The 19,183-nt window shown below is 69.8% G+C and carries 23 protein-coding genes; 9 read left to right on the forward strand and 14 right to left on the reverse strand.

Translation table 11 applies throughout. The features are described 5' to 3' along the window. The first annotated feature begins 1 nt into the window (after nt 1). From ccmB to ccmI, 8 genes are all read left to right on the forward strand, one after another. Nucleotides 2-670 carry a heme exporter protein CcmB gene (gene ccmB, locus AN478_RS11520; RefSeq protein ID WP_054966744.1) on the forward strand — a complete coding sequence of 223 codons (669 nt, stop codon included), beginning with the start codon at nt 2-4 and terminating at the stop codon, nt 668-670. Between the two features lie 79 nt (nt 671-749). Continuing rightward, a complete protein-coding gene (locus AN478_RS11525; RefSeq protein ID WP_054966745.1) occupies nt 750-1,493 on the forward strand; it encodes a heme ABC transporter permease in 744 nt (247 codons plus the stop codon). A gap of 4 nt (nt 1,494-1,497) precedes the next feature. Continuing rightward, on the forward strand, nt 1,498-1,653 hold the full coding sequence (gene ccmD / locus AN478_RS11530; protein WP_054966746.1) for a heme exporter protein CcmD: 156 nt from the start codon (nt 1,498-1,500) through the stop codon (nt 1,651-1,653). A 10-nt stretch (nt 1,654-1,663) separates the two neighbouring features. Continuing rightward, entirely contained in the window at nt 1,664-2,119 is a 456-nt protein-coding gene (ccmE, locus tag AN478_RS11535) for a cytochrome c maturation protein CcmE (protein ID WP_054966747.1), read from the forward strand. 13 nt (nt 2,120-2,132) lie between these two features. After that, nucleotides 2,133-4,130 carry a heme lyase CcmF/NrfE family subunit gene (locus AN478_RS11540; RefSeq protein ID WP_054966748.1) on the forward strand — a complete coding sequence of 666 codons (1,998 nt, stop codon included), beginning with the start codon at nt 2,133-2,135 and terminating at the stop codon, nt 4,128-4,130. 3 nt (nt 4,131-4,133) lie between these two features. Continuing rightward, on the forward strand, nt 4,134-4,670 hold the full coding sequence (locus AN478_RS11545; protein ID WP_054966749.1) for a DsbE family thiol:disulfide interchange protein: 537 nt from the start codon (nt 4,134-4,136) through the stop codon (nt 4,668-4,670). Further along, nucleotides 4,667-5,155 carry a cytochrome c-type biogenesis protein gene (locus AN478_RS11550; RefSeq protein ID WP_082433051.1) on the forward strand — a complete coding sequence of 163 codons (489 nt, stop codon included), beginning with the start codon at nt 4,667-4,669 and terminating at the stop codon, nt 5,153-5,155. Before AN478_RS11545 ends, AN478_RS11550 begins: the two co-directional genes overlap by 4 nt. Then, nucleotides 5,152-6,396: a c-type cytochrome biogenesis protein CcmI gene (gene ccmI, locus AN478_RS11555; RefSeq protein ID WP_054966750.1), complete on the forward strand. Its 1,245-nt coding sequence runs from the start codon at nt 5,152-5,154 to the stop codon at nt 6,394-6,396. The genes AN478_RS11550 and ccmI overlap by 4 nt, the downstream gene beginning before the upstream one ends. Nucleotides 6,397-6,712: 316 nt before the next feature. On the opposite strand, the gene AN478_RS11560 is transcribed toward ccmI, so the two are convergent. Then, on the reverse strand, nt 6,713-7,396 hold the full coding sequence (locus tag AN478_RS11560) for a c-type cytochrome (protein WP_074471237.1): 684 nt from the start codon (nt 7,394-7,396) through the stop codon (nt 6,713-6,715). 123 nt (nt 7,397-7,519) lie between these two features. Continuing rightward, the gene (locus AN478_RS11565) at nt 7,520-7,864 is read right to left on the reverse strand and encodes a c-type cytochrome (protein WP_054966752.1); all 345 of its coding nucleotides are present in this window, start codon (nt 7,862-7,864) and stop codon (nt 7,520-7,522) included. A gap of 163 nt (nt 7,865-8,027) precedes the next feature. Here AN478_RS11565 and yihA point away from each other — a divergent pair, with 163 nt between their 5' ends. Continuing rightward, the gene (gene yihA / locus AN478_RS11570) at nt 8,028-8,639 is read left to right on the forward strand and encodes a ribosome biogenesis GTP-binding protein YihA/YsxC (protein WP_054966753.1); all 612 of its coding nucleotides are present in this window, start codon (nt 8,028-8,030) and stop codon (nt 8,637-8,639) included. A 176-nt stretch (nt 8,640-8,815) separates the two neighbouring features. On the opposite strand, the gene AN478_RS11575 is transcribed toward yihA, so the two are convergent. The 12 genes from AN478_RS11575 to AN478_RS11630 all read right to left on the reverse strand — a co-directional run bounded on the left by AN478_RS11575 (nt 8,816) and on the right by AN478_RS11630 (nt 19,039). After that, entirely contained in the window at nt 8,816-9,376 is a 561-nt protein-coding gene (locus tag AN478_RS11575) for an L-threonylcarbamoyladenylate synthase (RefSeq protein WP_231627405.1), read from the reverse strand. A gap of 11 nt (nt 9,377-9,387) precedes the next feature. Continuing rightward, nucleotides 9,388-10,665 (reverse strand): phosphoribosylamine--glycine ligase, encoded by a 1,278-nt coding sequence (purD, locus tag AN478_RS11580; RefSeq protein ID WP_054966754.1) that lies wholly within the window; start codon nt 10,663-10,665, stop codon nt 9,388-9,390. A gap of 88 nt (nt 10,666-10,753) precedes the next feature. Next, entirely contained in the window at nt 10,754-12,319 is a 1,566-nt protein-coding gene (gene purH / locus AN478_RS11585; RefSeq protein ID WP_054966755.1) for a bifunctional phosphoribosylaminoimidazolecarboxamide formyltransferase/IMP cyclohydrolase, read from the reverse strand. Nucleotides 12,320-12,447: 128 nt separating this feature from the next. Next, nucleotides 12,448-12,756, reverse strand: a complete 309-nt coding sequence (locus AN478_RS11590) for a 2Fe-2S iron-sulfur cluster-binding protein (protein WP_054966756.1) — start codon at nt 12,754-12,756, stop codon at nt 12,448-12,450. A 35-nt stretch (nt 12,757-12,791) separates the two neighbouring features. Continuing rightward, entirely contained in the window at nt 12,792-13,061 is a 270-nt protein-coding gene (locus AN478_RS11595; RefSeq protein ID WP_054966757.1) for a helix-turn-helix domain-containing protein, read from the reverse strand. A 1-nt stretch (nt 13,062) separates the two neighbouring features. Further along, a complete protein-coding gene (gene dusB / locus AN478_RS11600) occupies nt 13,063-14,055 on the reverse strand; it encodes a tRNA dihydrouridine synthase DusB (RefSeq protein WP_269434447.1) in 993 nt (330 codons plus the stop codon). Between the two features lie 104 nt (nt 14,056-14,159). Further along, nucleotides 14,160-14,978 (reverse strand): DUF3426 domain-containing protein, encoded by an 819-nt coding sequence (locus AN478_RS11605; RefSeq protein WP_054966758.1) that lies wholly within the window; start codon nt 14,976-14,978, stop codon nt 14,160-14,162. Between the two features lie 3 nt (nt 14,979-14,981). Further along, nucleotides 14,982-15,857: a 50S ribosomal protein L11 methyltransferase gene (prmA, locus tag AN478_RS11610; protein ID WP_054966759.1), complete on the reverse strand. Its 876-nt coding sequence runs from the start codon at nt 15,855-15,857 to the stop codon at nt 14,982-14,984. A 53-nt stretch (nt 15,858-15,910) separates the two neighbouring features. Then, the gene (accC, locus tag AN478_RS11615; RefSeq protein WP_054966760.1) at nt 15,911-17,254 is read right to left on the reverse strand and encodes an acetyl-CoA carboxylase biotin carboxylase subunit; all 1,344 of its coding nucleotides are present in this window, start codon (nt 17,252-17,254) and stop codon (nt 15,911-15,913) included. 8 nt (nt 17,255-17,262) lie between these two features. Continuing rightward, on the reverse strand, nt 17,263-17,712 hold the full coding sequence (gene accB, locus AN478_RS11620) for an acetyl-CoA carboxylase biotin carboxyl carrier protein (protein ID WP_054966761.1): 450 nt from the start codon (nt 17,710-17,712) through the stop codon (nt 17,263-17,265). Nucleotides 17,713-17,794: 82 nt separating this feature from the next. Continuing rightward, a complete protein-coding gene (locus tag AN478_RS11625; protein WP_054966762.1) occupies nt 17,795-18,328 on the reverse strand; it encodes a tetratricopeptide repeat protein in 534 nt (177 codons plus the stop codon). Nucleotides 18,329-18,466: 138 nt separating this feature from the next. After that, nucleotides 18,467-19,039, reverse strand: coding sequence for a TlpA family protein disulfide reductase (locus tag AN478_RS11630; RefSeq protein WP_082433054.1), 573 nt, complete (start codon nt 19,037-19,039; stop codon nt 18,467-18,469). Nucleotides 19,040-19,183: the final 144 nt, after the last annotated feature.

Consider the following 19,183-nt stretch of genomic DNA (forward strand, 5'->3'; position numbering starts at 1 on the left):
CATGGGCCGCGCCTTCGCCACCATCCTCGCGCGCGACCTCACCCTGGCCCTGCGCCACCGCAGCGAGCTGGGCAACCCCCTGATGTTCTTCATCGTGGTGGTGACCCTGTTCCCCCTGGCCCTGGGCCCGGAGCAGGACATCCTCACCCGCGTGGCGCCGGGGATCATCTGGGTGGCGGCCCTGCTGGCGGCCACCCTGTCCATGGACGGCATGTTCCGCTCCGACTTCGAGGACGGCTCCCTGGAGCAGATGCTGCTGTCGCCCCACCCCCCGGCGCTACTGGTGGTGGCCAAGGTGCTGGCCCATTGGCTGGTGACCGGGCTGCCCCTGATCCTCATCTCGCCGCTGCTGGCCCTGTTCCTGCACCTGCCCCTGGAGGCATTGCCGGTACTGCTGGCCACCCTGGCCCTGGGCACCCCGGTTTTGTCCATGGTGGGCGCCATCGGCGTCGCCCTGACCGTGGGCCTGCGCCGGGGGGGGCTGCTTTTGACCCTGCTGGTGCTTCCGCTGTATATACCGGTGCTGATCTTCGCCGCCGGGGCCGTGGACAACGCCGCCGCCGGGCTGCCGGTGGCCGGGCAGCTGTACTTCCTGGCCGCCTTGCTGGTCCTGGCCCTGACCCTGGCGCCCCTGGCCACCGCCGCGGCCCTGCGCATCAGCGTCGCCTGACCGGGCCCTCGGGGTCCCGTATTCGAGGCTTTCCTATGATCGCCACACACCCACCCACTGCATGCGAGGCGGGCTAGTCATGTTCCAGTGGATCCACAAGTACGGCTCCCCCCGCTACTTCTACGGCTTCTCCCGGCGCCTGACGCCCTGGCTGGGCGCGATCACGGCCCTGCTGCTGGCGGTGGGGACCTACTGGGGCCTGGTGGTGGCGCCGGCGGACTACCAGCAAGGCGACAGCTACCGGATCATCTTCATCCACGTCCCGGCGGCCTGGATGTCCATGTTCGTGTACATGGTCATGGCCGTGTCCGGCATCATCACGCTGGTGTGGCGCATGAAGGTGGCGGAAGCCATGATGCGCGCCTCCGCGCCCCTGGGGGCGTCGTTCACCTTCCTGGCCCTAGTGACCGGCTCCCTGTGGGGCAAGCCCATGTGGGGCACCTACTGGGTGTGGGACGCGCGGCTCACCTCCGAGCTGATCCTGCTGTTCCTCTACCTGGGCTTCATCGCCCTGCAGTCGGCCATCGAGGATCGCCGTACCGCCGCCCGGGCAGGGGCGGTGCTGGCCCTGGTGGGCGTGGTCAACATCCCCATCATCCATTACTCCGTGGAGTGGTGGAGCACCCTGCACCAGGGCCCCACCGTCACCAAGTTCGACGCCCCCTCCATCTCGATGGGCATGCTGATCCCCCTGCTGATCATGGCCACGGGCTTCACGCTCTATTTCTTCACGGTGGCCTTCAAGCGCGTCCGGGTGGAGATCCTGGAATCGGAGGCCGGAAGCAGCTGGGTGAGGGAACTGGCGGACGAGAAGGGAAACTAAGGGAATGACACTACAGGAATTCTTTTACATGGGCGGCTACGGCGTCTTCGTGTGGCCGTCCTACGGCCTTGCCCTGGTGATCCTTTTGGTGAATCTCGTCGTTCCCCATTGGCGCGAGCGCCGGACCCTCAGACAAATCGCTCGCCGCAACCGGCGTTGAGGAGGAGTGGATGACCCCCCGCCGCAAGAAACGCTTGTACCTGGTGCTCCTGATCCTGATCGGTGTTGGCGGCGCCACGGCCCTCGGGCTGACCGCCTTCCGCGAGAACCTAGTGTACTTCTACAGCCCGAGCGAGATCGCCAAGGGCAAGGCGCCGGAAAACCGCACCTTCCGGATCGGCGGCCTGGTGAAGGAAGACAGCGTGGAACGGGACGACGAGAGCCTCGACGTGCGCTTCGTCATCACCGACACCGCCCATGACGTGCCCATCGAGTACAGCGGCATCCTTCCCGACCTGTTCCGCGAGGGACAGGGCATCGTCGCCAACGGCAAGCTGAACGGCGAGGGGGTCTTCCTGGCGGAGGAGGTGCTGGCCAAGCACGACGAGGAGTACATGCCCCCCGAGGCCGCCGAGGCCCTGGAGAAGGCCGGCGGCAAGCCCCCCCATTCCATGGCCGACAAGTAGGCAGCTCCCCCCAATGGTCCCAGAACTAGGCACTATCGCGATCATCCTGGCCCTGTGCATGGCCCTCGCCCAGTCGATCCTGCCCCTGTGGGGGGCGGCGCGGGGGATCCCGGAGTGGATGGCGGTGGCCCGGCCCGCCGCCATCGGCCAGTTCGGCTTCCTGGCCGTCGCCTATGCCATCCTGACCTACTCCTTCGTGGTCAACGACTTCTCCGTGGCCTTCGTGGCCCAGAACTCCAACGAAATCCTGCCCTTCTACTACCGGATCACCGCGGTCTGGGGCGGCCACGAGGGCTCCATCCTGCTTTGGGCGTTGATCCTCGGCGGCTGGACGCTGGCGGTGGCGCTGTTCAGCCGGAGCCTTCCGGCCGACTTCGGGGCCCGGGTGCTGGGGGTCATGGGGCTGGTGAGCATCGGCTTCCACCTGTTCATGCTGTTCACCTCCAACCCCTTCGAGCGACTCACCCCGGTGCCCGCCGACGGCTCGGACCTGAACCCGCTGCTGCAGGACATCGGCATGATCATGCACCCGCCCATTCTCTACATGGGCTACGTGGGCATGACCGTGGCCTTCGGCTTCGCCATCGCCGCGCTGCTGGGCGGGCGCCTGGACGCGGCCTGGGCGCGCTGGACCCGGCCCTGGGTGGGGGTGGCCTGGATCTTCCTGACCCTGGGCGTGGCCATCGGCAGCTGGTGGGCCTACTACGAGCTGGGCTGGGGCGGCTGGTGGTTCTGGGATCCGGTGGAGAACGCCTCCTTCATGCCCTGGCTGGTGGGCACCGCCCTGATCCACTCCCTGGCGGTGACCGAGAAGCGCGGGGTGTTCAAGAGCTGGACGGTGCTGCTGGCCATCACCGCCTTCTCCCTGTCCCTGCTGGGCACCTTCCTGGTGCGCTCCGGGGTGCTCACCTCGGTCCACGCCTTCGCCTCTGATCCCAGCCGGGGCGTCTACATCCTGGCGTTCCTGGCCCTGGTGGTGGGGGGCTCCCTGCTGCTCTACGCCCTGCGTGGCCCCGGTACCCTGGACAGCGGCACCCGCTTCTCCACGGTGTCCCGCGAGACCCTGCTGCTCGCCAACAACATCCTGCTGGTGGTGGCCATGGCCACCGTCCTGCTGGGCACCATCTACCCGCTGGTGATCGAGGCCCTGGGGCTGGGCAAGCTGTCCGTGGGCCCGCCCTACTTCAACACCGTCTTCGTGCCCATCATGGGCGTCCTAATGGTCCTCCTGGGCGTGGGCAACCTGGTGCGGTGGAAGCGCGACGACGCCTCGCGGCTGTGGCACCACCTGCGCTACGCCCTCCTCGGCACCGTCGTCCTGGGCCTGGGCGCCGCCGCCATGGTCACCACCGCCTCCGACTACCTCATGGTGGCCGTGGGCCTGTTGCTGGCCGTGTGGGTGGCCATCACCAGCGTGCAGGCCGTCTGGACCCAGCTCTCCAGCAAGCGCGGGGTCATGGAGGGCCTGCGCCGGCTGCCCGCCGGGACCTACGGCATGGCCCTGGCCCACCTGGGCCTGGCGGTGACGGTGGTGGGCATCACCATCTCCACCACCCAGGAGACGGAGACCCGGCTGCGCATGGAGCCGGGCCAGACCACCGAGCTGGGCGGGTACACCTTCCGCTTCGACGGGGTGGAACAGGTCCAGGGCCCCAACTACCAGGCCGCCCGGGGCACCCTCGCGGTGAGCAAGGACGACCAGGCCGTGACGGTCCTGCACCCCGAGAAGCGGAATTACGCCTCCGGCGGCCAGCCCATGACCGAGGCCGGCATCGACCCGGGGCTCAGCCGGGACATCTATGCCTCCCTCGGCCAGCCCGTGGGCGACGGCGGCGAGGCCTGGAGCGTGCGCATCTACCACAAGCCCTTCGTCCGCTGGATCTGGCTGGGCGGCCTGTTCATGGCCGCCGGGGGTCTGGTGGCCATCAGCGATCGGCGCTACCGACTGGCGCGCCGGCGGGAGACCGCCCGGACGACCACCGGCGAGCCCCTGGCCGCCGGGGAGGGCTGAGCCGTGCGCTTGCGCTACCTGATCCCCCTGGTCTTCTTCGTGGTCCTGGTGATCTTTCTGGGCATCGGGCTGACCATGGACCCCGAGCGGGTCCCCTCACCCCTGGTGGGCAAGGAGGTGCCGGACCTCACCCTGGCCTCGGTGGACGAGGCGGATCGGACCATCTCCACCGAACAGCTGAAGGGGCAGGTCTACCTCCTGAATGTCTGGGCCTCCTGGTGCGTGGCCTGCCGCCAGGAGCACCCCGTGCTCATGGAGGCCAGCCGCGACCACCCCAACCTCACCATTATCGGTTTCGACTACAAGGACAAGCGTCCGGACGCCCAGCGCTGGCTGGAGCAGCGCGGGGACCCCTACGACGTTAGCCTGTTCGACCCCGAGGGCGAGGCCGGCATCGACCTGGGGGTCTACGGCGTCCCGGAGACCTTCGTCGTGGACCGTGACGGCATCATCCGCCACAAGCACATCGGCCCCATGACCCGGCAGGACTTCCGCACCACCATCCTGCCCCTGGTTCAAGAGCTGCGAGCGGACTCATGAGACCCTGGATCGCCCTTCTCGCCCTGGCCCTGGCCTTGCCGCCCCTTGGGACCGCCCTGGCGGCGCCCGAGCCCATCCGCGAGTTCGACAGCCCCGCCCAGGAGGACCGCTACAACGCCCTCCTGGAGGACCTGCGGTGCCTCGTCTGCCAGAACGAGTCCCTGGCCGGCTCCCGGGCCGACCTCGCCCAGGACCTCCGCGACGAGGTGTACCAGAAGCTGGTGGAGGAGGGGAAAAGCGACGAGGCCGTGGTGGACTACCTGGTGGACCGATACGGCGAGTTCGTCCTCTACCGCCCCCCCGTGCAGCCCGCCACCTACCTGCTGTGGTTCGGGCCTTTCGCCCTGCTCCTGATCGGGGCGGGGATCTGGCTTGCCGTCTCCCGGGGTCGGCAGCGGGCCGACCCGGGCGACCTGTCCCCCGATGAGCGGGAGCGCGCCGCGCGGCTCCTCGGCACCGATTCCGACAAGGACTCCTCCCAATGACCCTGTTCTGGATCATCGTCGCGCTCTTGATCGTCGCGGCCGCCCTGGCGGTCGTTCCGGCCCTGCTGGGGCGGTCCCGGGCGAGCGAGACCTCCTACAGCGAGGCGAACCTCGCCGTGTTCCGCGACCGCCTCGCTGAGCTTTCCGCCGAGCGGGACCGGGGGCAGATCACGCCCGAGGAGTACGAGCAGGGCCGCGCGGAGCTGGAGCGGGAGGTACTGCGCGAGGTCCCCGGCCGCGAGGAGGGGGCTGGGGGCCCGGGCAACCGCACGGGCATGGGCGGCAAGACCCTCGTGGGCCTGCTGGTGGGGCTTCCGGTGGTGGCCGTTTCCCTCTACCTCGCCACCGGCCGCCCCGAGCTGGTGGCCGAGGCGCCCCCCACCAGCCTGAGCGAGCGTGAGATCCGCTCCTTCTCCCAGATGCCGCCCGAACAGCGCGCCAGCCGCCTCAGCGCCTTCCTGGAGGAGAACCCTCGGGCCGGGGAGGCCTGGGTCCTGCTCGGCCAGACCTACCGCGCCCAGGGGCAGTTCGGCGAGGCGGTGGACGCCTATCGCCAGGCCCGGCAGCTCATCGGCGACGAGCCGCAGCTGCTGGCCCATTACGCGGAGGCCATCGCCCTGGCCAACGACCGCGAGCTGACCGGGGAGGTCACCGAGCTGCTGGACAAGGCCCTGGAGAAGGACCCCAACAACGCCCTGGCCCTGTGGATGGCCGGCTCGGCCGCCATGTCCCGGGGCGACGGCGAGGAGGCGGGCCAGCTCTGGCGTCGCCTTGCCGCGCAGATGCCCCCGGATAACCGGAACGTGGAGATGCTCAAGGGCTACATCGCACAGGCCGAGGGGATCAGCCCCGAGGAAGTCTCCATCGACCGGCCGGAGAACGAGGCTGCCGGTGGCGCTGCCATGGCCGTCCGGGTGGAGCTGGCCGGGGAGCTGCAGGAGCAGGCCGAACCGGGGGATACCGTCTTCATCTTCGCCCGGGCCGCCCAGGGTCCGCCCATGCCCGTGGCGGCGGTGCGCAAGCGGGTGGAGGATCTGCCGGTGGAGGTGACCCTCGACGACTCCCAGGCCATGGCGGGGAACCGCACGCTTTCCTCCCAGGAACGCGTGGTGGTGGGCGCGCGCATCTCCAAGGGCGGCCAGCCCCAGGCCCAGCCCGGGGACCTGGAGGGGCTCACCAACCCGCTCAAGGTCCGCGATGGCCGCGAGGTCTCCGTCACCATCGACCAGGTGGTCCAATAGGGCAAACGGGCACCGCCGGGCCGGGGCGGTGCCCTTCCTAAGAAGCCCCTGAAGCGATTGGCGGGGGCCCAACCCCTTTCCAGGGCCCAGGGGCTGCGGGGCGGACTCCGCAGCCCCTGGGCCCGTTGCTGTTCCGGATCCCTTGCCTTGCGATCTATCCGGGCCACGTCGTCCGTTGAACGGCACCCGGCAAGACCCCCCAAAAGGGCCTAAGCCGAGCCAACTTCCCGTATCATGGCACGAAAAAAGGGACCCGGATCCGGGTCCCTCGCTCGGCTAACGGTCCCGGCGCGTAGCCGGGTGGAGCCTTCAGGCCTTAGTTCTGGGCATCCACGTTGCTGAAGTAGGCGCCCACGGCCTCCATCTGCTCCTCGGACAGCTTGGGAGCGATCTCGGTCATCATCTTGGCCGGATCGTTGGCGCGGTTGCCGCCCTCCCAGTCCTGGAGCTGCTTCTTGATGTAGCTGGCATGCTGGCCGGCGATCTGCGGGAAGACCGGAGGCACGCCCTTGCCCTTGGGGCCGTGGCAGGAGGTGCACGCCGGGACGTCCTCCTCCGGTACGCCGCGCTCGGCGATCTGCTCGCCCATATCGATCACCGACTGCTCCGCATCCGCCCCTTCCACGCTCACCTGCTTCTCGTGGTAGTAGCGGGCCGCATCCCACATCTCTTCCTCGGACATGCCCTTGGCGATGTTGGTCATGGTGGGATAGTTGGTCCGGTCACCGCTGGCGAAGTCCTTCAACTGCTTCACCATGTACTGCATGTCCTGACCGGCGAGGCGAGGGAATTTGGATGGGGCCTGACCCTTGCCATCCTGCCCGTGGCAGGACTGGCAGGGCATCACGGTGGGCTCGTCGGGCTTGCCCTGCATGACCAGCTTCTTGCCGGCCTCGGCGTCGCCCTTGGCCTCGCCGGCTGCCTGGTCCTCAGCGGCGGCGAGGGCGGGAGTGACCACGAGGGCGCTTGCCATGGCGGCCGCCCAAAACATAGTCCGCATTGACCGTCTCCTTACTTGTGGAACGAGAACCCGGTTCCCGTTATACAAGCGAAGCCAGGACGATAGGGTACCATCCCGGCCTCGCTCGCGCCTGGAGGATTGCCTCCATGCGACTGGGGGTTCCTACTCGGCCATCCCGGAGATCCAGGAAGCGATCACCTTCAGCTGCTCGGTCTTGCCGGTGGCGTTGGGCTGAGGCGGCATGGGGGTTCCCCCGGTCACGTCGGTCCAGTTCCCGGAGCCGCCGTTCTTCACGTTGCTCTTCACGGTCTCCAGGATCTTGGCCTCGTCGCCCTCATAGCGCTCGGCGACGGCCTGATAGGAGGGGCCCACCAGCTTGGTGGTGGCCGCGTGGCAGGCGGTGCAGCCCAGCTCCTTGGCGGCGGCCTCGCCGTCCTGGGCCTGCACGTTGCCGGCACCGAGGCTGAGCACCATACCGGCGCCTACGGCAATCAGAGTCTTCTTCATGGCTTTTCCTCCCGGTCTAACGGAGAATGGGACCGGCCCGCGGGCCGATCGAATTGGTAATTCCAAGCGCCCTCATCGAATCCGAACGGGTCAATCCTTTTGTCTGATCCGCGCCAACTTTATAGTATAAGAACACTCTTATACATGGGTCAAATTTGCCTTCATGGACATCTCCCTACCTGCAGCCCGTTTCCTGATCGCCGCCGCCCGCGCCTCGGACTTCCCGCCGGACAGCGGCCGGGAGGTCGCGCTGGCCGGCCATTCCAACGTGGGAAAGTCTAGCGCCCTGAACGCGATCCTGCAGCGCAAGAAGCTGGCCCGCACCAGCTCCACGCCGGGCCGCACGCAGCAGCTCATATTCTACGGATTAGGGGGCGAGGACCGGCGCCTGGTGGACCTGCCGGGCTACGGCTACGCCAAGGTCCCGCCGCAAGTGAAGGCGCAGTGGGGCCGGCTCATGGAGGAATACCTCCACGGGCGCGGCAGCCTCGCGGGCCTGGTTCTGATCATGGACATCCGCCGCCCCATGCGGGACTTCGACAAGCAGCTGCTGGAGTGGGCGGATTTCTACGACCTGCCCCTGCATGTCCTGCTGACCAAGTCGGACAAGGCCAAGAAAAACGAGGCCCGGCGGACCCTGGACTTCCTGCGCTCGGATCTGGCCAGTCGGTTTCCGGAGGTGGGGGTGCAGCTGTTCTCGGCGCTCAAGGGCACCGGCGTAGAGGAGGCGCGGGAAAGGCTGGGGGCGTGGCTGGAGTTTGACTCCGGCGAATAGATAAAAAAAGAGCCCCGGAAAAGGGGGAAAACCGGGGCTCCACCCGCCCCCGGGGAAGGGGCGGCACCAGGAACCGGCCCTGACGGGCGGGGCAGGGCCGGAGACGGCTTTCGGCCGTCTCATAGGATTAGAGGCCAGCTGATAGTGGGAGTTCCGGCGGGCCGAAAAATTTTTTGCTACCGGTGCCGGCACCCCGTTTCGGCGTCGATGATGGCCGATGGGGCCCGCCGGGGACCCACCCGGCCCCGCAGGCAGCCGTCCAGGGCGGAGCCGAAGGTCTCCCGGCATTGGACCGCGGTGCGCGCGGGCGGTTCGCCTTCCCGGTTGGCGCTGGTGGAAACCAGGGCGCCGCCGAAGGCCTTGCACAGGCGGGCGGCGTGGGGGTGGGCGGTCCAGCGCAGCGCCACCCGGGCATGATCCCCCCGCACCCAGGGTGGAACCGCTGCTGAGGGCGGCACCAGAAAGGTGACCGGTCCCGGCCAGGCCCGGTCCATGCGCCGGCGCATGGGAACGGTCAGCCGGCCCATGTAGGGCGCCAGATGCTCCCAGGAGGCGCCGATCAGGATCAGGCCCTTCGCCTCGGCCCGCCCCTTGGCCGCCAGGACCCGCTCCACGGCGGCCTGGTTGCGGGGATCGCAGCCCAGGCCGAAGCAGCTCTCCGTGGGATAGGCCAGCACCCCGCCTTCCCGGAGCAGGGCCGCACCGGCCTCCACGTCTAGCGGGGGCGGGCCCGCCAAGGGGACCGGCCTCAGCCCCGCCCGAGGGCGCGGTGGCCGATGTCCCGCCGGTAATACACCCCCGGCCAGCGGATGCGGTCGGCGGCGCCCAGGGCACGGTCGCGCGCCTCGGCCACGCTGGCGCCGAGGGCGGTGATCCCCAGCACCCGCCCGCCGGCGGTCACCACCCCCTGCGGGCCCCGCGCGGTTCCGGCGTGGAACACCTTGAGCTGGTCCCCCTCCGGGACCGCATCCAGGCCGTCGATGGGGTGGCCTTTCTCGTAGGCCCCGGGGTAACCGCCCGCCGCCTGCACCACCGTCAGCGCCGGGCGCGGATCCCAGGCCGCCTCATTGGCGTCCAGCCGGCCCTCGGCGGCCTTCTCCAACAGGGCGGCCAGGTCGCTGCGCAGGCGCATCATCAGGGGCTGGCACTCGGGATCGCCGAAGCGGCAGTTGAACTCCAGCACCCGGGGCCGGCCCTGGTGGATCATGAGCCCGGCGTAGAGCACGCCGCGGAAGGGGGTCCCCTCGGCGGCCATCCCGGCCACAGTGGGACGAACCACCTCCTCCATCACCCGGTGAGCCACGCCGCCGGTGACCACCGGGGCCGGGGAATAGGCCCCCATCCCGCCGGTGTTGGGGCCGGTGTCCCCCTCGTTGAGGGTCTTGTGGTCCTGGGAGCTGGCCAGGGGCAGGATGTGCTCGCCGTCCACCAGGCAAAGGAAGGAGGCCTCCTCGCCCTCCAGGCGCTCCTCCACCACCACACGGGCCCCGGCCCCGCCGAACCGCCCGCCGAGCATCTCCTCCACGGCCGCGTTCGCCTCGGCGGCGTCATCGGCCAGTACCACCCCCTTGCCGGCGGCCAGGCCGTCGGCCTTCACCGCCACTGGACGGCCGAGGCGCTCCACGAAGGCGCGCGCGTCCGCCGAATCGGTAAAGGTGCCGTAGGCGGCGGTGGGGATGGCGTGGCGGGCCATGAAGTCCTTGGCGAAGGCCTTGGAGCCCTCCAGCCGCGCCGCCGCCGCGGAGGGGCCGAAGCAGCGCAGCCCCGCCGCCTCGAAGCGGTCCACGACACCCGCCACCAAAGGGGCCTCGGGACCCACCACCGTCAGGTCCACCGCCTCCCGCCGGGCCAGGCGCAGCAGGCCGTCCAGGTCGTCGTCCGCCACCGGGGCGTTGGTCACCTTGGGCTCGGCCGCGGTGCCGGCGTTGCCGGGGGCGCAGATCACCTCTTGCACCCGGGGGCTCCGGGCCAGCTTCCAGGCCAGAGCGTGCTCGCGTCCGCCACCACCGATTACCAGGATACGCATGGTCGCTGCTCCCCAACGTGCTGGGTCCACCCGGGCGGGTGGACGCGCTGCTGTTGTCCCTTACGGGGCCGCGTTCGAACCTCGGTCCTCAGTGGCGGAAGTGCCGCATGCCGGTCAGGACCATGGCCAGGCCGTGCTCGTCCGCCGCCTCGATCACCTCGTTGTCGCGGATGGAACCGCCCGGCTGGATCACCGCCGTGCAGCCCACTTCCACGGCGGCGTCCAGCCCGTCGCGGAAGGGGAAGAAGGCGTCCGAGGCCATCACCGATCCGGCCAGGGGCGACTGCGCCTTCTGGGCGGCGATGCGGGCGGAGTCCACCCGGCTCATCTGGCCCGCCCCGATGCCCACCGTAGCCAGATCCTTGGCGTAGACGATGGCATTGGACTTGACGTGCTTGGCCACCCGCCAGGCGAACAGCAGCTCCCGCCACTCCTGCTCGGTGGGCTCCCGCTGGGTGACGGCCTGCAGCTGGTCCGCCTCGTAGAGCACGGTGTCCCGGTCCTGCACCAGCAGACCGCCGTTGACCCGCTTGTAGTCCCAGCGGCTGGTGTCGGCCAGGGTCAGAGCGGGGGTCTGCATAACCCGCACGTTGGCCTTGCCGGCGAAGGCTTCCAGGGCGCTGTCGTCGTAGGCCGGGGCGATCACCGCCTCCACGAACTGCTGGTCCAGGATGGCCCGGGCCGTGGCCTGGTCCACCCGCCGGTTGAAGGCGATCAGGCCGCCGAAGGCGGAGGTGGGGTCGCACTCGAAGGCCTGCCGGTAGGCGCTCAGCACGTCGGTGGCCTGGGCCGCGCCGCAGGGGTTGGCGTGCTTGACGATGACGCAGGCCGGCTCGGTGAATTCCTTCACCGCCTCGAAGGCCGCGTCCAGGTCGGCCACGTTGTTGTAGGAGAGCTCCTTCCCCTGCAGCTGGGTGGCGGTAGCCACGTTGGCCCCGCCCACCTTGGGCTCCACGTAGAAGGCCCCGTGCTGGTGGGGGTTCTCCCCGTAGCGCATGCTGGCCGCCTTCTGCAGGGAGAGATTGAGCGTCTCCGGGAAGTGCTCCCGGCTGCCGTCCTCGCGGATGGCACCGAGGAAATCGGCGATGGCGCCGTCGTAGCGGGCGGTATGGGCAAAGGCCTTGCGGGCCAGACCGAAGCGGGTGTTCTCCCCTACGGCCCCGCCGCTCGAGCGCATCTCCTTGAGGACCCGGCTGTAATCGTCGCTGTCCACCACCACGGTGACGCTGGCGTGGTTCTTCGCCGCGGCGCGCAGCATGGTGGGGCCGCCGATGTCGATGTTCTCGATGGCCTCCTCCAGGCTGGCCTCGGGGTCGGCCACCACGTCCTCGAAGGGGTAAAGGTTGACCACCACCAGGTCGATGCCGGGGATGTCGTTGGCGGCCATCTGCTCCCGGTGCTCCGGCTTGCCGCGCTGGGCCAGCAGGCCGCCGTGCACCCGCGGGTGCAGGGTCTTGACGCGCCCCTCGAACAGCTCCGGGAAGCCCGTGTAATCGGAGATCTCGGTCACGGGGACGCCCGCTTCCCGCAACAGGCGCGCGGTACCGCCCGTGGACAGGATCTCCACCCCGAATTCCTCGTGGAGGCTGCGGGCGAGCTCCTCCAGGCCGCTTTTGTCCGAGACGCTGATCAGCGCCCGCTTGATCTCTCCCATGTCCTCTTTCCTCACCTCACCGGTTCTGGCCGGTTTGCTGGTTCCCAACGGTCCCGCGAGCTACGAGCGAAAAGCGAAAGGGGCTGGATGGCGCCATCCAGCCCCGCAGGGTTCCGGTCCGGGCCCCTTCAGGCGAAGCGGTTCTGGCGCCGCTTCCCGGGGGGAATGTAGACGACCGTGTCGGCCTCCAGGATGTACCGGCAGGACAGCCGGGTGCCCATCTCCAGGCGGTCCTCGGCCAGCATCCGCCGGTCGATCTCGGTGGGCGGCCGGGGCGTGCCACGGAGTCGCACGAAGCATTTGCCGCATTCCCCGTGACCGCCGCAGTCGCTGGTGATGTAGATGCCGAGCCGGCGCGCCGCCTCGAACAGGGTGGTACCGCGGGGCACTTCCACCTCGGCGCCTTCCGGCTCCACGGTAAGCCGTACGCCGTCCATCCTCGACCCCCTCGGCCGCTGCGCGGGCCTGCAGGCTATTTGGGGCTGATGCCGTATTCCTGGATTTTCTTCCGTAGCGTGTTGCGATTCAAACCCAGGAGCTCCGCGGCCCGCCGCTGGTTGCCCGCCGTTTCGCGCAGGATGCGCTCCAGCAGGGCCTGCTCCACCTCGCCCTGGACCAGATAGAAGAGCCGCCCGCAGGGCTGCTCCCCGTCCAGGTTGGCGAAATACTGGTCGAGGGCCTCCTCGATGCACGCCTTTAGGCCCGGGTACTCCGGATCCGGTTCCGATCGGGGACCCGACACCCTAGGCGGCCTCTTGGTCGTCGTTCAGGAAGACCCCGCGGACCAGGGCCTCCTGGCGCTCCAGCGCCTCGGCCTTGTTGGCCTGCGCGCGGAAGGCCCGGCCGGCCTCACCGGGCAGGGCCTCGGCGTACCATCCCAGGTGCTTGCGGGCCACGCGGGCCCCCCGTACCGAACCGTACAATTCCTTCAGCCCCTCCAAGTGCATGAGGATCGCCCGTCCGCGCTCCGCGAGCCCCGGTTCCGGCGGCACCTCGCCGGTGGCCAGGTAGTGGGCCACCGACTGGAACAGCCAGGGCCGCCCCTGGGCGCCCCGACCGATCATGACGCCGTCGGCCCCGGACTGATCCAGGACCCGGGCCGCGTCCTCGGGGGTGCGGATGTCGCCATTGGCCCAGACCGGCAGGGAAACGGCCTCCTTCACCGCGGCGATGGTCTCGTACTCCGCATCTCCCCGGTAGCGGTCGGCGCGGGTCCGGCCATGGACCGCCAGGGCCTGAATCCCGGCCTCCTCCGCCATCCGGGCGAGGCGGGGGGCGTTCTTGTGCTGACGATCCCAGCCGGTGCGCATCTTCAGGGTCACCGGCACGGAGACCGCGCCCACTACGGCCTCCAGGATGCGCCCGACCAGGGCCTCGTCCCGCATGAGGGCGGAGCCCGCCGCCTGCTTGCAGATGGTCTTGGCCGGGCAGCCCATGTTGATGTCGATGATGTCCGCGCCGCGCGCCTCGTTCCAGCGCGCCGCCTCGGCCAGCAGGTCCGGGTCCCCGCCGGCGATCTGGACGGCCACGGACCCTTCCTCGCCGGTGTGGTCGGCCTTGGACAGGGCCAACCGGTCGCCGGCCAGCATGGACCGGCTGGGGATCATCTCCGATACCGCCAGACCTGCCCCCCATTCCCGGCACAGGCGACGGAAGGGCCGCTCGGTGATCCCCGCCATGGGGGCCAGGGCCAGATTATTGGCCAGAATATGCGGGCCGATGGCCAGCGGTTGCAGCGCCACGGGCGGGCCCTCCTTCCGCGAGCCGGTGTTGGGGAAACCGGCTATTGTATTCCGGGGTGACATGGGGGATCAACGGGTTACGGGCCGGGGCCCGGGGATCAGGGGACCATCTCGATCCGGAAGCGCTGCATCCCCGGGGGCACGTCCTCCAGGACCACGGCGAAGGGCACCTCCTGGCCGGAGCGCAGGCGCTCCGGGAAATCGCGCCGGGCCTGCTCCCAACGCCGCCCCAACTCCCGCATATCGGGCGGCTCCTCCAGGGCCAGGCGAGCGCCGGGCCGCTTCATGCGCCGGTACCGTACCTCCCCATCGGACCCCAGGGCCTGGATCTCCAGCTGGGGGGGGCGTTGCGCGAAGGGGGCGTCGTTGACCAGCACCCCCTGCAGAAGGGTCACGTGGCGCCCCGAGCGCAACGGCTCGCGCCGGGCCTCCACCCGCTCCGCGCGGTAATGACGCAGGGCCACCGGCAGCTCCACCTCGAGGCCCGACCATTCCAGGGCCGTCTGCGCCGCGGACCGGGCCCACGGCCAGGCGAGCCAGTGGTTCCGGAAGGCGTAGCCGAGCTCCACCAGGAGGCCGAGGACCAGCAGGAAGACCAGGAGCTTGAGCAGCAGGCCCGCCCCTCGTCCCACGGCCCCGGCGGGGGCCGGTGGCCGCAGGGTCTTGGCCCCCCGGCCCTTGCGGCGCCCGCTGCTCTCCTCCGTTCGGTCCGGGGCCGGGGCCGCGGCACCCTCCTCCGCGCCGCCCGCCGACCCTTCCGGAGGGGCCGCGTCCTCCACGGCGCTGCGTACGCTGCCGTCGGGAAAGGCCCAAAAACGGAAGGTGCACACGGAGCAGCGCACCTTGGTGCCCTCCTCCCGGATCTGGCCCGACCGGACGCGGAACCGGGTATCGCAGTTGGGGCAGCGGATCTCCATCCTTCAGGACTCCCGCACGCCGTCCAGCCGCACCCACTCCCCTTCCCGGGCCTCGCGGGTCCAGCGGATTCCGGGGAAGCCGGCACGCACCGCCTCTGCCTGGGGCGCCAGGATCCCGGACAGGCTAAGCTCGCCCCCCCGCGCGGTGGCGGCGGTCAGCTCGTCGGCCAGCTCTACCAGGGTCCCGGAGAGGATATTGGCGACCACCCGCGGGAAGGGCCCTTCGCCCTCCAACCCCTCCTCCACGGCGGCCACGGCCACGCGGTCGGCCACGCCGTTCATGGCGGCGTTGTTCCGCGTCGCCTCCAGGGCGAGGGGGTCGTTGTCCACGCCGAGCACCCGGGAGGCGCCCAACTTGGCGGCGGCGATGGCCAGGATGCCGCTGCCGCAGCCGTAATCGAGGACGGCGGGGGCCTCCTCCCCATGGACGCGGGCGTCCAGCCATTCCAGGCACAGCCGGGTGGTCTCGTGCTGGCCGGTGCCGAAGGCCATCCCCGGATCCAGGACCAGCTCCACCCGGCCCGGCGGAGCTGGCTCCTCCACCCAGCTCGGCCGGACCCAGAGCCGCTCCCCCACGGGGAAGGCGCCGAAGCGCGCCTTCCAGGCATGGGCCCAGTCCTGGCCCTCCACCGGCACCTGCTCCAGGGCCAGGGCCTCCCCGGCGGCGGCGGCCAGTCGGACCTCCAGATCCGCGGGTAGCTCCGCGGCGGAGAACAGGGCCGAGACCAGGTTGGTTCCCCAGGCGGCCCCAGGCTCGAAATTGGGCTGGTCGTCCGCCCCGGCCACGGTGACCGAGGCGGCCCCGGCGGCAGCCAGGGCCTCCTCCACCGCGTCCAGCTGCTGCAGCGGGACGGTGATGCGAACCTCAAGCCATTCCACGGCCAGCCCTCTTCAGCACGGGCCCGCGGGACCACAGACCCCGCGGAACGGAATCACTCCTCGCCCAGGAAGCGTTCGAGAAAGTGGATGTCCACCCCGCCCGCCTGGAAGCGGCCGTCCCGCAGGAGGCGCTGGTGCAGGGGGATGGTGGTCTCGATCCCCCCGACGATGAACTCCTCCAGCGCCCGGCCCATGCGGGCCATGGCCTCTTCCCGGTCCTCGCCCTCGACGATGAGCTTGCCTATCAGCGAGTCGTAGAACGGCGGGATCACGTAGCCGGTGTAGGCGTGGGAGTCGATGCGCACCCCGGGGCCGCCCGGCAGGTGCAGGTGGGAGATGGTCCCCGGCGAGGGGGTGAACTTTTCCGGATTCTCGGCGTTGATCCGGCATTCCACCGCGTGGCCCTCGATCTCGATGTCCTCCTGCCGGAAGCGCAGGGGCTGTCCGGCGGCCACCCGGATCTGCTCCTTGACCAGGTCCACCCCCGTAATCTGCTCGGTGACGGGGTGCTCCACCTGCAGGCGGGTGTTCATCTCGATGAAGAAGAACTCGCCGTTCTCGTAGAGGAACTCGTAGGTGCCCAGGCCGGTGTAGCCCAGCTTGCGGGCGGCCTCCGCGCAGCGCTCGCCCATCCTTCGGCGGGTTTCCTCGTCGATACCCGGGGCCGGGGCCTCCTCCACCAGCTTCTGGTGACGGCGCTGCACGGAGCAATCGCGCTCCCCCAGGTGGATGGCGTTACCGTGCTGGTCGGCGAGCACCTGGAACTCGATGTGCCGGGGCTGGCCGAGGAACTTCTCCATGTAGACCATGCTGTTGCCGAAGGCCTTCTCGGCCTCCGCCTTGGTCATGGAAACGGCGTTGGACAGGCTGGCCTCGGTGTGGACCACGCGCATGCCCTTGCCGCCCCCGCCGCCGGCCGCCTTGATCATGACCGGATAGCCCACCTCGCGGGCGAGATCCCGGAGCTCCTTGTCGTCCTCGGGCACGGGGCCTTCGGAGCCGGGCACGCAGGGCACCCCTGCCTCCTTCATGGCCCGCTTGGCGGCCACCTTGTCGCCCATGGTGCGGATCAGCTCGGCAGTGGGCCCGATGAAGGTGAGGCCGGAGGACTGTACGATTTCGGCGAAGTCGGCGTTCTCGGACAGGAAGCCGTAGCCGGGGTGGATGGCCTCGGCGTCGGTGACCTCCGCCGCGCTCATGATGGCGGGCACGTGCAGGTAGCTGTCCCCGGACTGGCTGGGGCCGATGCACACCGACTCGTCGGCGAGCTTGACGTACTTGGCGTCGCGGTCGGCCTGGGAATGCACGGCCACCGTCTTGATGCCGAGCTCCCGGCAGGCCCGGAGGATGCGCAGGGCGACCTCGCCTCGGTTGGCGATCAGGACCTTGTCGAACATCGGTCCCCCTACGCGTCCGGTTCGATGATGAGGAGGGGTTCGCCGTATTCCACCGGCTGGGCGTTCTCCGCCAGGATCTTCTTGATCCGCCCGGAATACTCCGACTCGATCTCGTTGAACAGCTTCATGGCCTCGATGATGCAGAGGGTGTCACCGACGTTCACCCGGTCACCCTCGCGCACGAAGGGCTCGGCCTCCGGCGACGAGGCGCGGTAGAAGGTGCCCACCATGGGCGCCTCCACCTTGATGCCCGACTCCTCCTCCGCGGGCGCCTCCGGGGCCGGAGCCGGCGCGGCGGCGGGCTGCTGGGCCGGGGCCGGCTGGACCGGAGCCGGCGGCGGGGCCGCGGGGCTGCCGCGGCTGATGCGCACGCTTTCCTCACCCTCGGCGATCTCGATCTCGGTTACGTCCGAATCCTCGAGAAGCTCGATCAATCGCCGGATCTTGCGAATATCCATACAATCCCCCTGACTCAAACCGCAGCGAGCGGCCACCCCACGACTGGCGGCCCCGGGCCCGGTCCCTTGGCGTTTGCTCGGGCTAGCGGGAAGTGCGTGACTCCAGCCGGTCGAGGAAGGCCTGCAGCCGGCGCACCTCACCACTCCGCTCCACCTGCTCCACGAAGCCTTCCAGCCGCCCGGCCGCCTCCTCCCCCTCCGCCGGGTCGGGGGCGGCGGGCTCCTCGGCGGTGCCCTGCTCCAGCTCGTGCAGCCGGCGACGCCACTCGTCGGCCCGGGGATCCTCTGCGGCCCCTTTCAGGAGCTCGCGGTACACCCCGGCGGCGGCCTCGTGGTAGCCCTGTTGGAAATACAGCTCGGCGAGGGTTGGGGTGGGCCTGGGCCCGGAGGGAGCGCCCTCGGCCTCGGGATCGCGGGCCTTCAGGGCGCGCTGGAAGAGCTCCGCGGCGCGCTCCGGCTGGCCCTGGCGCATGGCGATCCGGCCGAGCAGGCGCAAGGCCCGCGGCTCGTAGTCGTCGAACTCCAAGACAGCCAGCAGGTGCCGTTCCGCCTCTTCCAGGCGCCCGTCGGAATAGGCCCCGTTGGCCTCCTGGATGGCCTGCTCCACATGGATCATGCCGGTATCCGTTCAAACCCGGGCCGTGAACGCCCGGACCCTTCCCCCAGTTCCGGTCCGGGACCGGACCCCGCGAAGCACCGGCCATCCTATAGGCATCGTCCCGTAAAGTCCAATAACAGGTCGGGATCGGGAGGGCTAAAGGAGGGTTCTAACGGCTTTCTCCAGGGATTCCTTCCCGGGGTTGCCCTGGAACATCTGCCGGATCCGCCCTTCCCGGTCGATGAGCAGGGTATAGGGGATGCCCGGCGGATCGCCGAAGCGGGCCATCACCTCGTCCATACCCTCCTTGATCAGGGGGACGGGGTAGTTCAGGCCCTGCTCCAGGTGGAAGCGCTCCACATTCTGATGGAAGACCTGGGGATCGTTGGGCTCCCGGCTATCCAGCTTCCAGTTGAGGGCGGCCCCCACCACCTGGAGGCCCTCCTCGCCGTATCGCTCCTGGAGCTCGATGAGATGGGGGATCTCCTTCTTGCAGAAGGGGCACCAGGTGGCCCAGAAGTTGAGCAGGACCACTCGGCCCCGGTAGTCCTCGAGGGCCACCGGCTCCCCCTGCAGCCCGGTCCGCTCCAGCGCGGGAGCGGGCTCGGCCTCCTCCGCCGGAATCACCACCTCCTCCCCGCCCCCGCAGCCGCCCAGCACCAGGGCAAGCCCCAGAGCCAGGGAGGCCAGGAGCCGGCCGCCGCTAGCCGCCATAGACCTGGCGCACATGGCGCTCGAACTCCCCGGCGTCCTTGTACCCGGCGATGCGTGCGGACTGGATCTCCTCGCCGTCGGGGCCGAAGAACATGATGGCGGGCGGGCCGATGATGTTGAAGCGGCGCTGCAGCTCCTTGTGGGCGCCGCTCTGCTCGG

Source organism: Thiohalorhabdus denitrificans, from assembly GCF_001399755.1.
In the GTDB taxonomy this organism is placed as follows: domain Bacteria; phylum Pseudomonadota; class Gammaproteobacteria; order Thiohalorhabdales; family Thiohalorhabdaceae; genus Thiohalorhabdus; species Thiohalorhabdus denitrificans.

What these genes read in the sequence shown, in the direction of transcription:
- ccmB (WP_054966744.1), top strand. Translation starts at nt 2, where the DNA reads ATGGGCCGCGCCTTCGCCACCATCCTCGCGCGCGACCTCACCCTGGCC.
- AN478_RS11525 (WP_054966745.1), top strand. Translation starts at nt 750, where the DNA reads ATGTTCCAGTGGATCCACAAGTACGGCTCCCCCCGCTACTTCTACGGC.
- ccmD (WP_054966746.1), top strand. Translation starts at nt 1,498, where the DNA reads ATGACACTACAGGAATTCTTTTACATGGGCGGCTACGGCGTCTTCGTG.
- ccmE (WP_054966747.1), top strand. Translation starts at nt 1,664, where the DNA reads ATGACCCCCCGCCGCAAGAAACGCTTGTACCTGGTGCTCCTGATCCTG.
- AN478_RS11540 (WP_054966748.1), top strand. Translation starts at nt 2,133, where the DNA reads ATGGTCCCAGAACTAGGCACTATCGCGATCATCCTGGCCCTGTGCATG.
- AN478_RS11550 (WP_082433051.1), top strand. Translation starts at nt 4,667, where the DNA reads ATGAGACCCTGGATCGCCCTTCTCGCCCTGGCCCTGGCCTTGCCGCCC.
- ccmI (WP_054966750.1), top strand. Translation starts at nt 5,152, where the DNA reads ATGACCCTGTTCTGGATCATCGTCGCGCTCTTGATCGTCGCGGCCGCC.
- AN478_RS11560 (WP_074471237.1), bottom strand. Translation starts at nt 7,396, where the DNA reads ATGCGGACTATGTTTTGGGCGGCCGCCATGGCAAGCGCCCTCGTGGTC.
- AN478_RS11565 (WP_054966752.1), bottom strand. Translation starts at nt 7,864, where the DNA reads ATGAAGAAGACTCTGATTGCCGTAGGCGCCGGTATGGTGCTCAGCCTC.
- yihA (WP_054966753.1), top strand. Translation starts at nt 8,028, where the DNA reads ATGGACATCTCCCTACCTGCAGCCCGTTTCCTGATCGCCGCCGCCCGC.
- purD (WP_054966754.1), bottom strand. Translation starts at nt 10,665, where the DNA reads ATGCGTATCCTGGTAATCGGTGGTGGCGGACGCGAGCACGCTCTGGCC.
- purH (WP_054966755.1), bottom strand. Translation starts at nt 12,319, where the DNA reads ATGGGAGAGATCAAGCGGGCGCTGATCAGCGTCTCGGACAAAAGCGGC.
- AN478_RS11590 (WP_054966756.1), bottom strand. Translation starts at nt 12,756, where the DNA reads ATGGACGGCGTACGGCTTACCGTGGAGCCGGAAGGCGCCGAGGTGGAA.
- AN478_RS11605 (WP_054966758.1), bottom strand. Translation starts at nt 14,978, where the DNA reads ATGGAGATCCGCTGCCCCAACTGCGATACCCGGTTCCGCGTCCGGTCG.
- accC (WP_054966760.1), bottom strand. Translation starts at nt 17,254, where the DNA reads ATGTTCGACAAGGTCCTGATCGCCAACCGAGGCGAGGTCGCCCTGCGC.
- accB (WP_054966761.1), bottom strand. Translation starts at nt 17,712, where the DNA reads ATGGATATTCGCAAGATCCGGCGATTGATCGAGCTTCTCGAGGATTCG.
- AN478_RS11625 (WP_054966762.1), bottom strand. Translation starts at nt 18,328, where the DNA reads ATGATCCATGTGGAGCAGGCCATCCAGGAGGCCAACGGGGCCTATTCC.
- AN478_RS11630 (WP_082433054.1), bottom strand. Translation starts at nt 19,039, where the DNA reads ATGTGCGCCAGGTCTATGGCGGCTAGCGGCGGCCGGCTCCTGGCCTCC.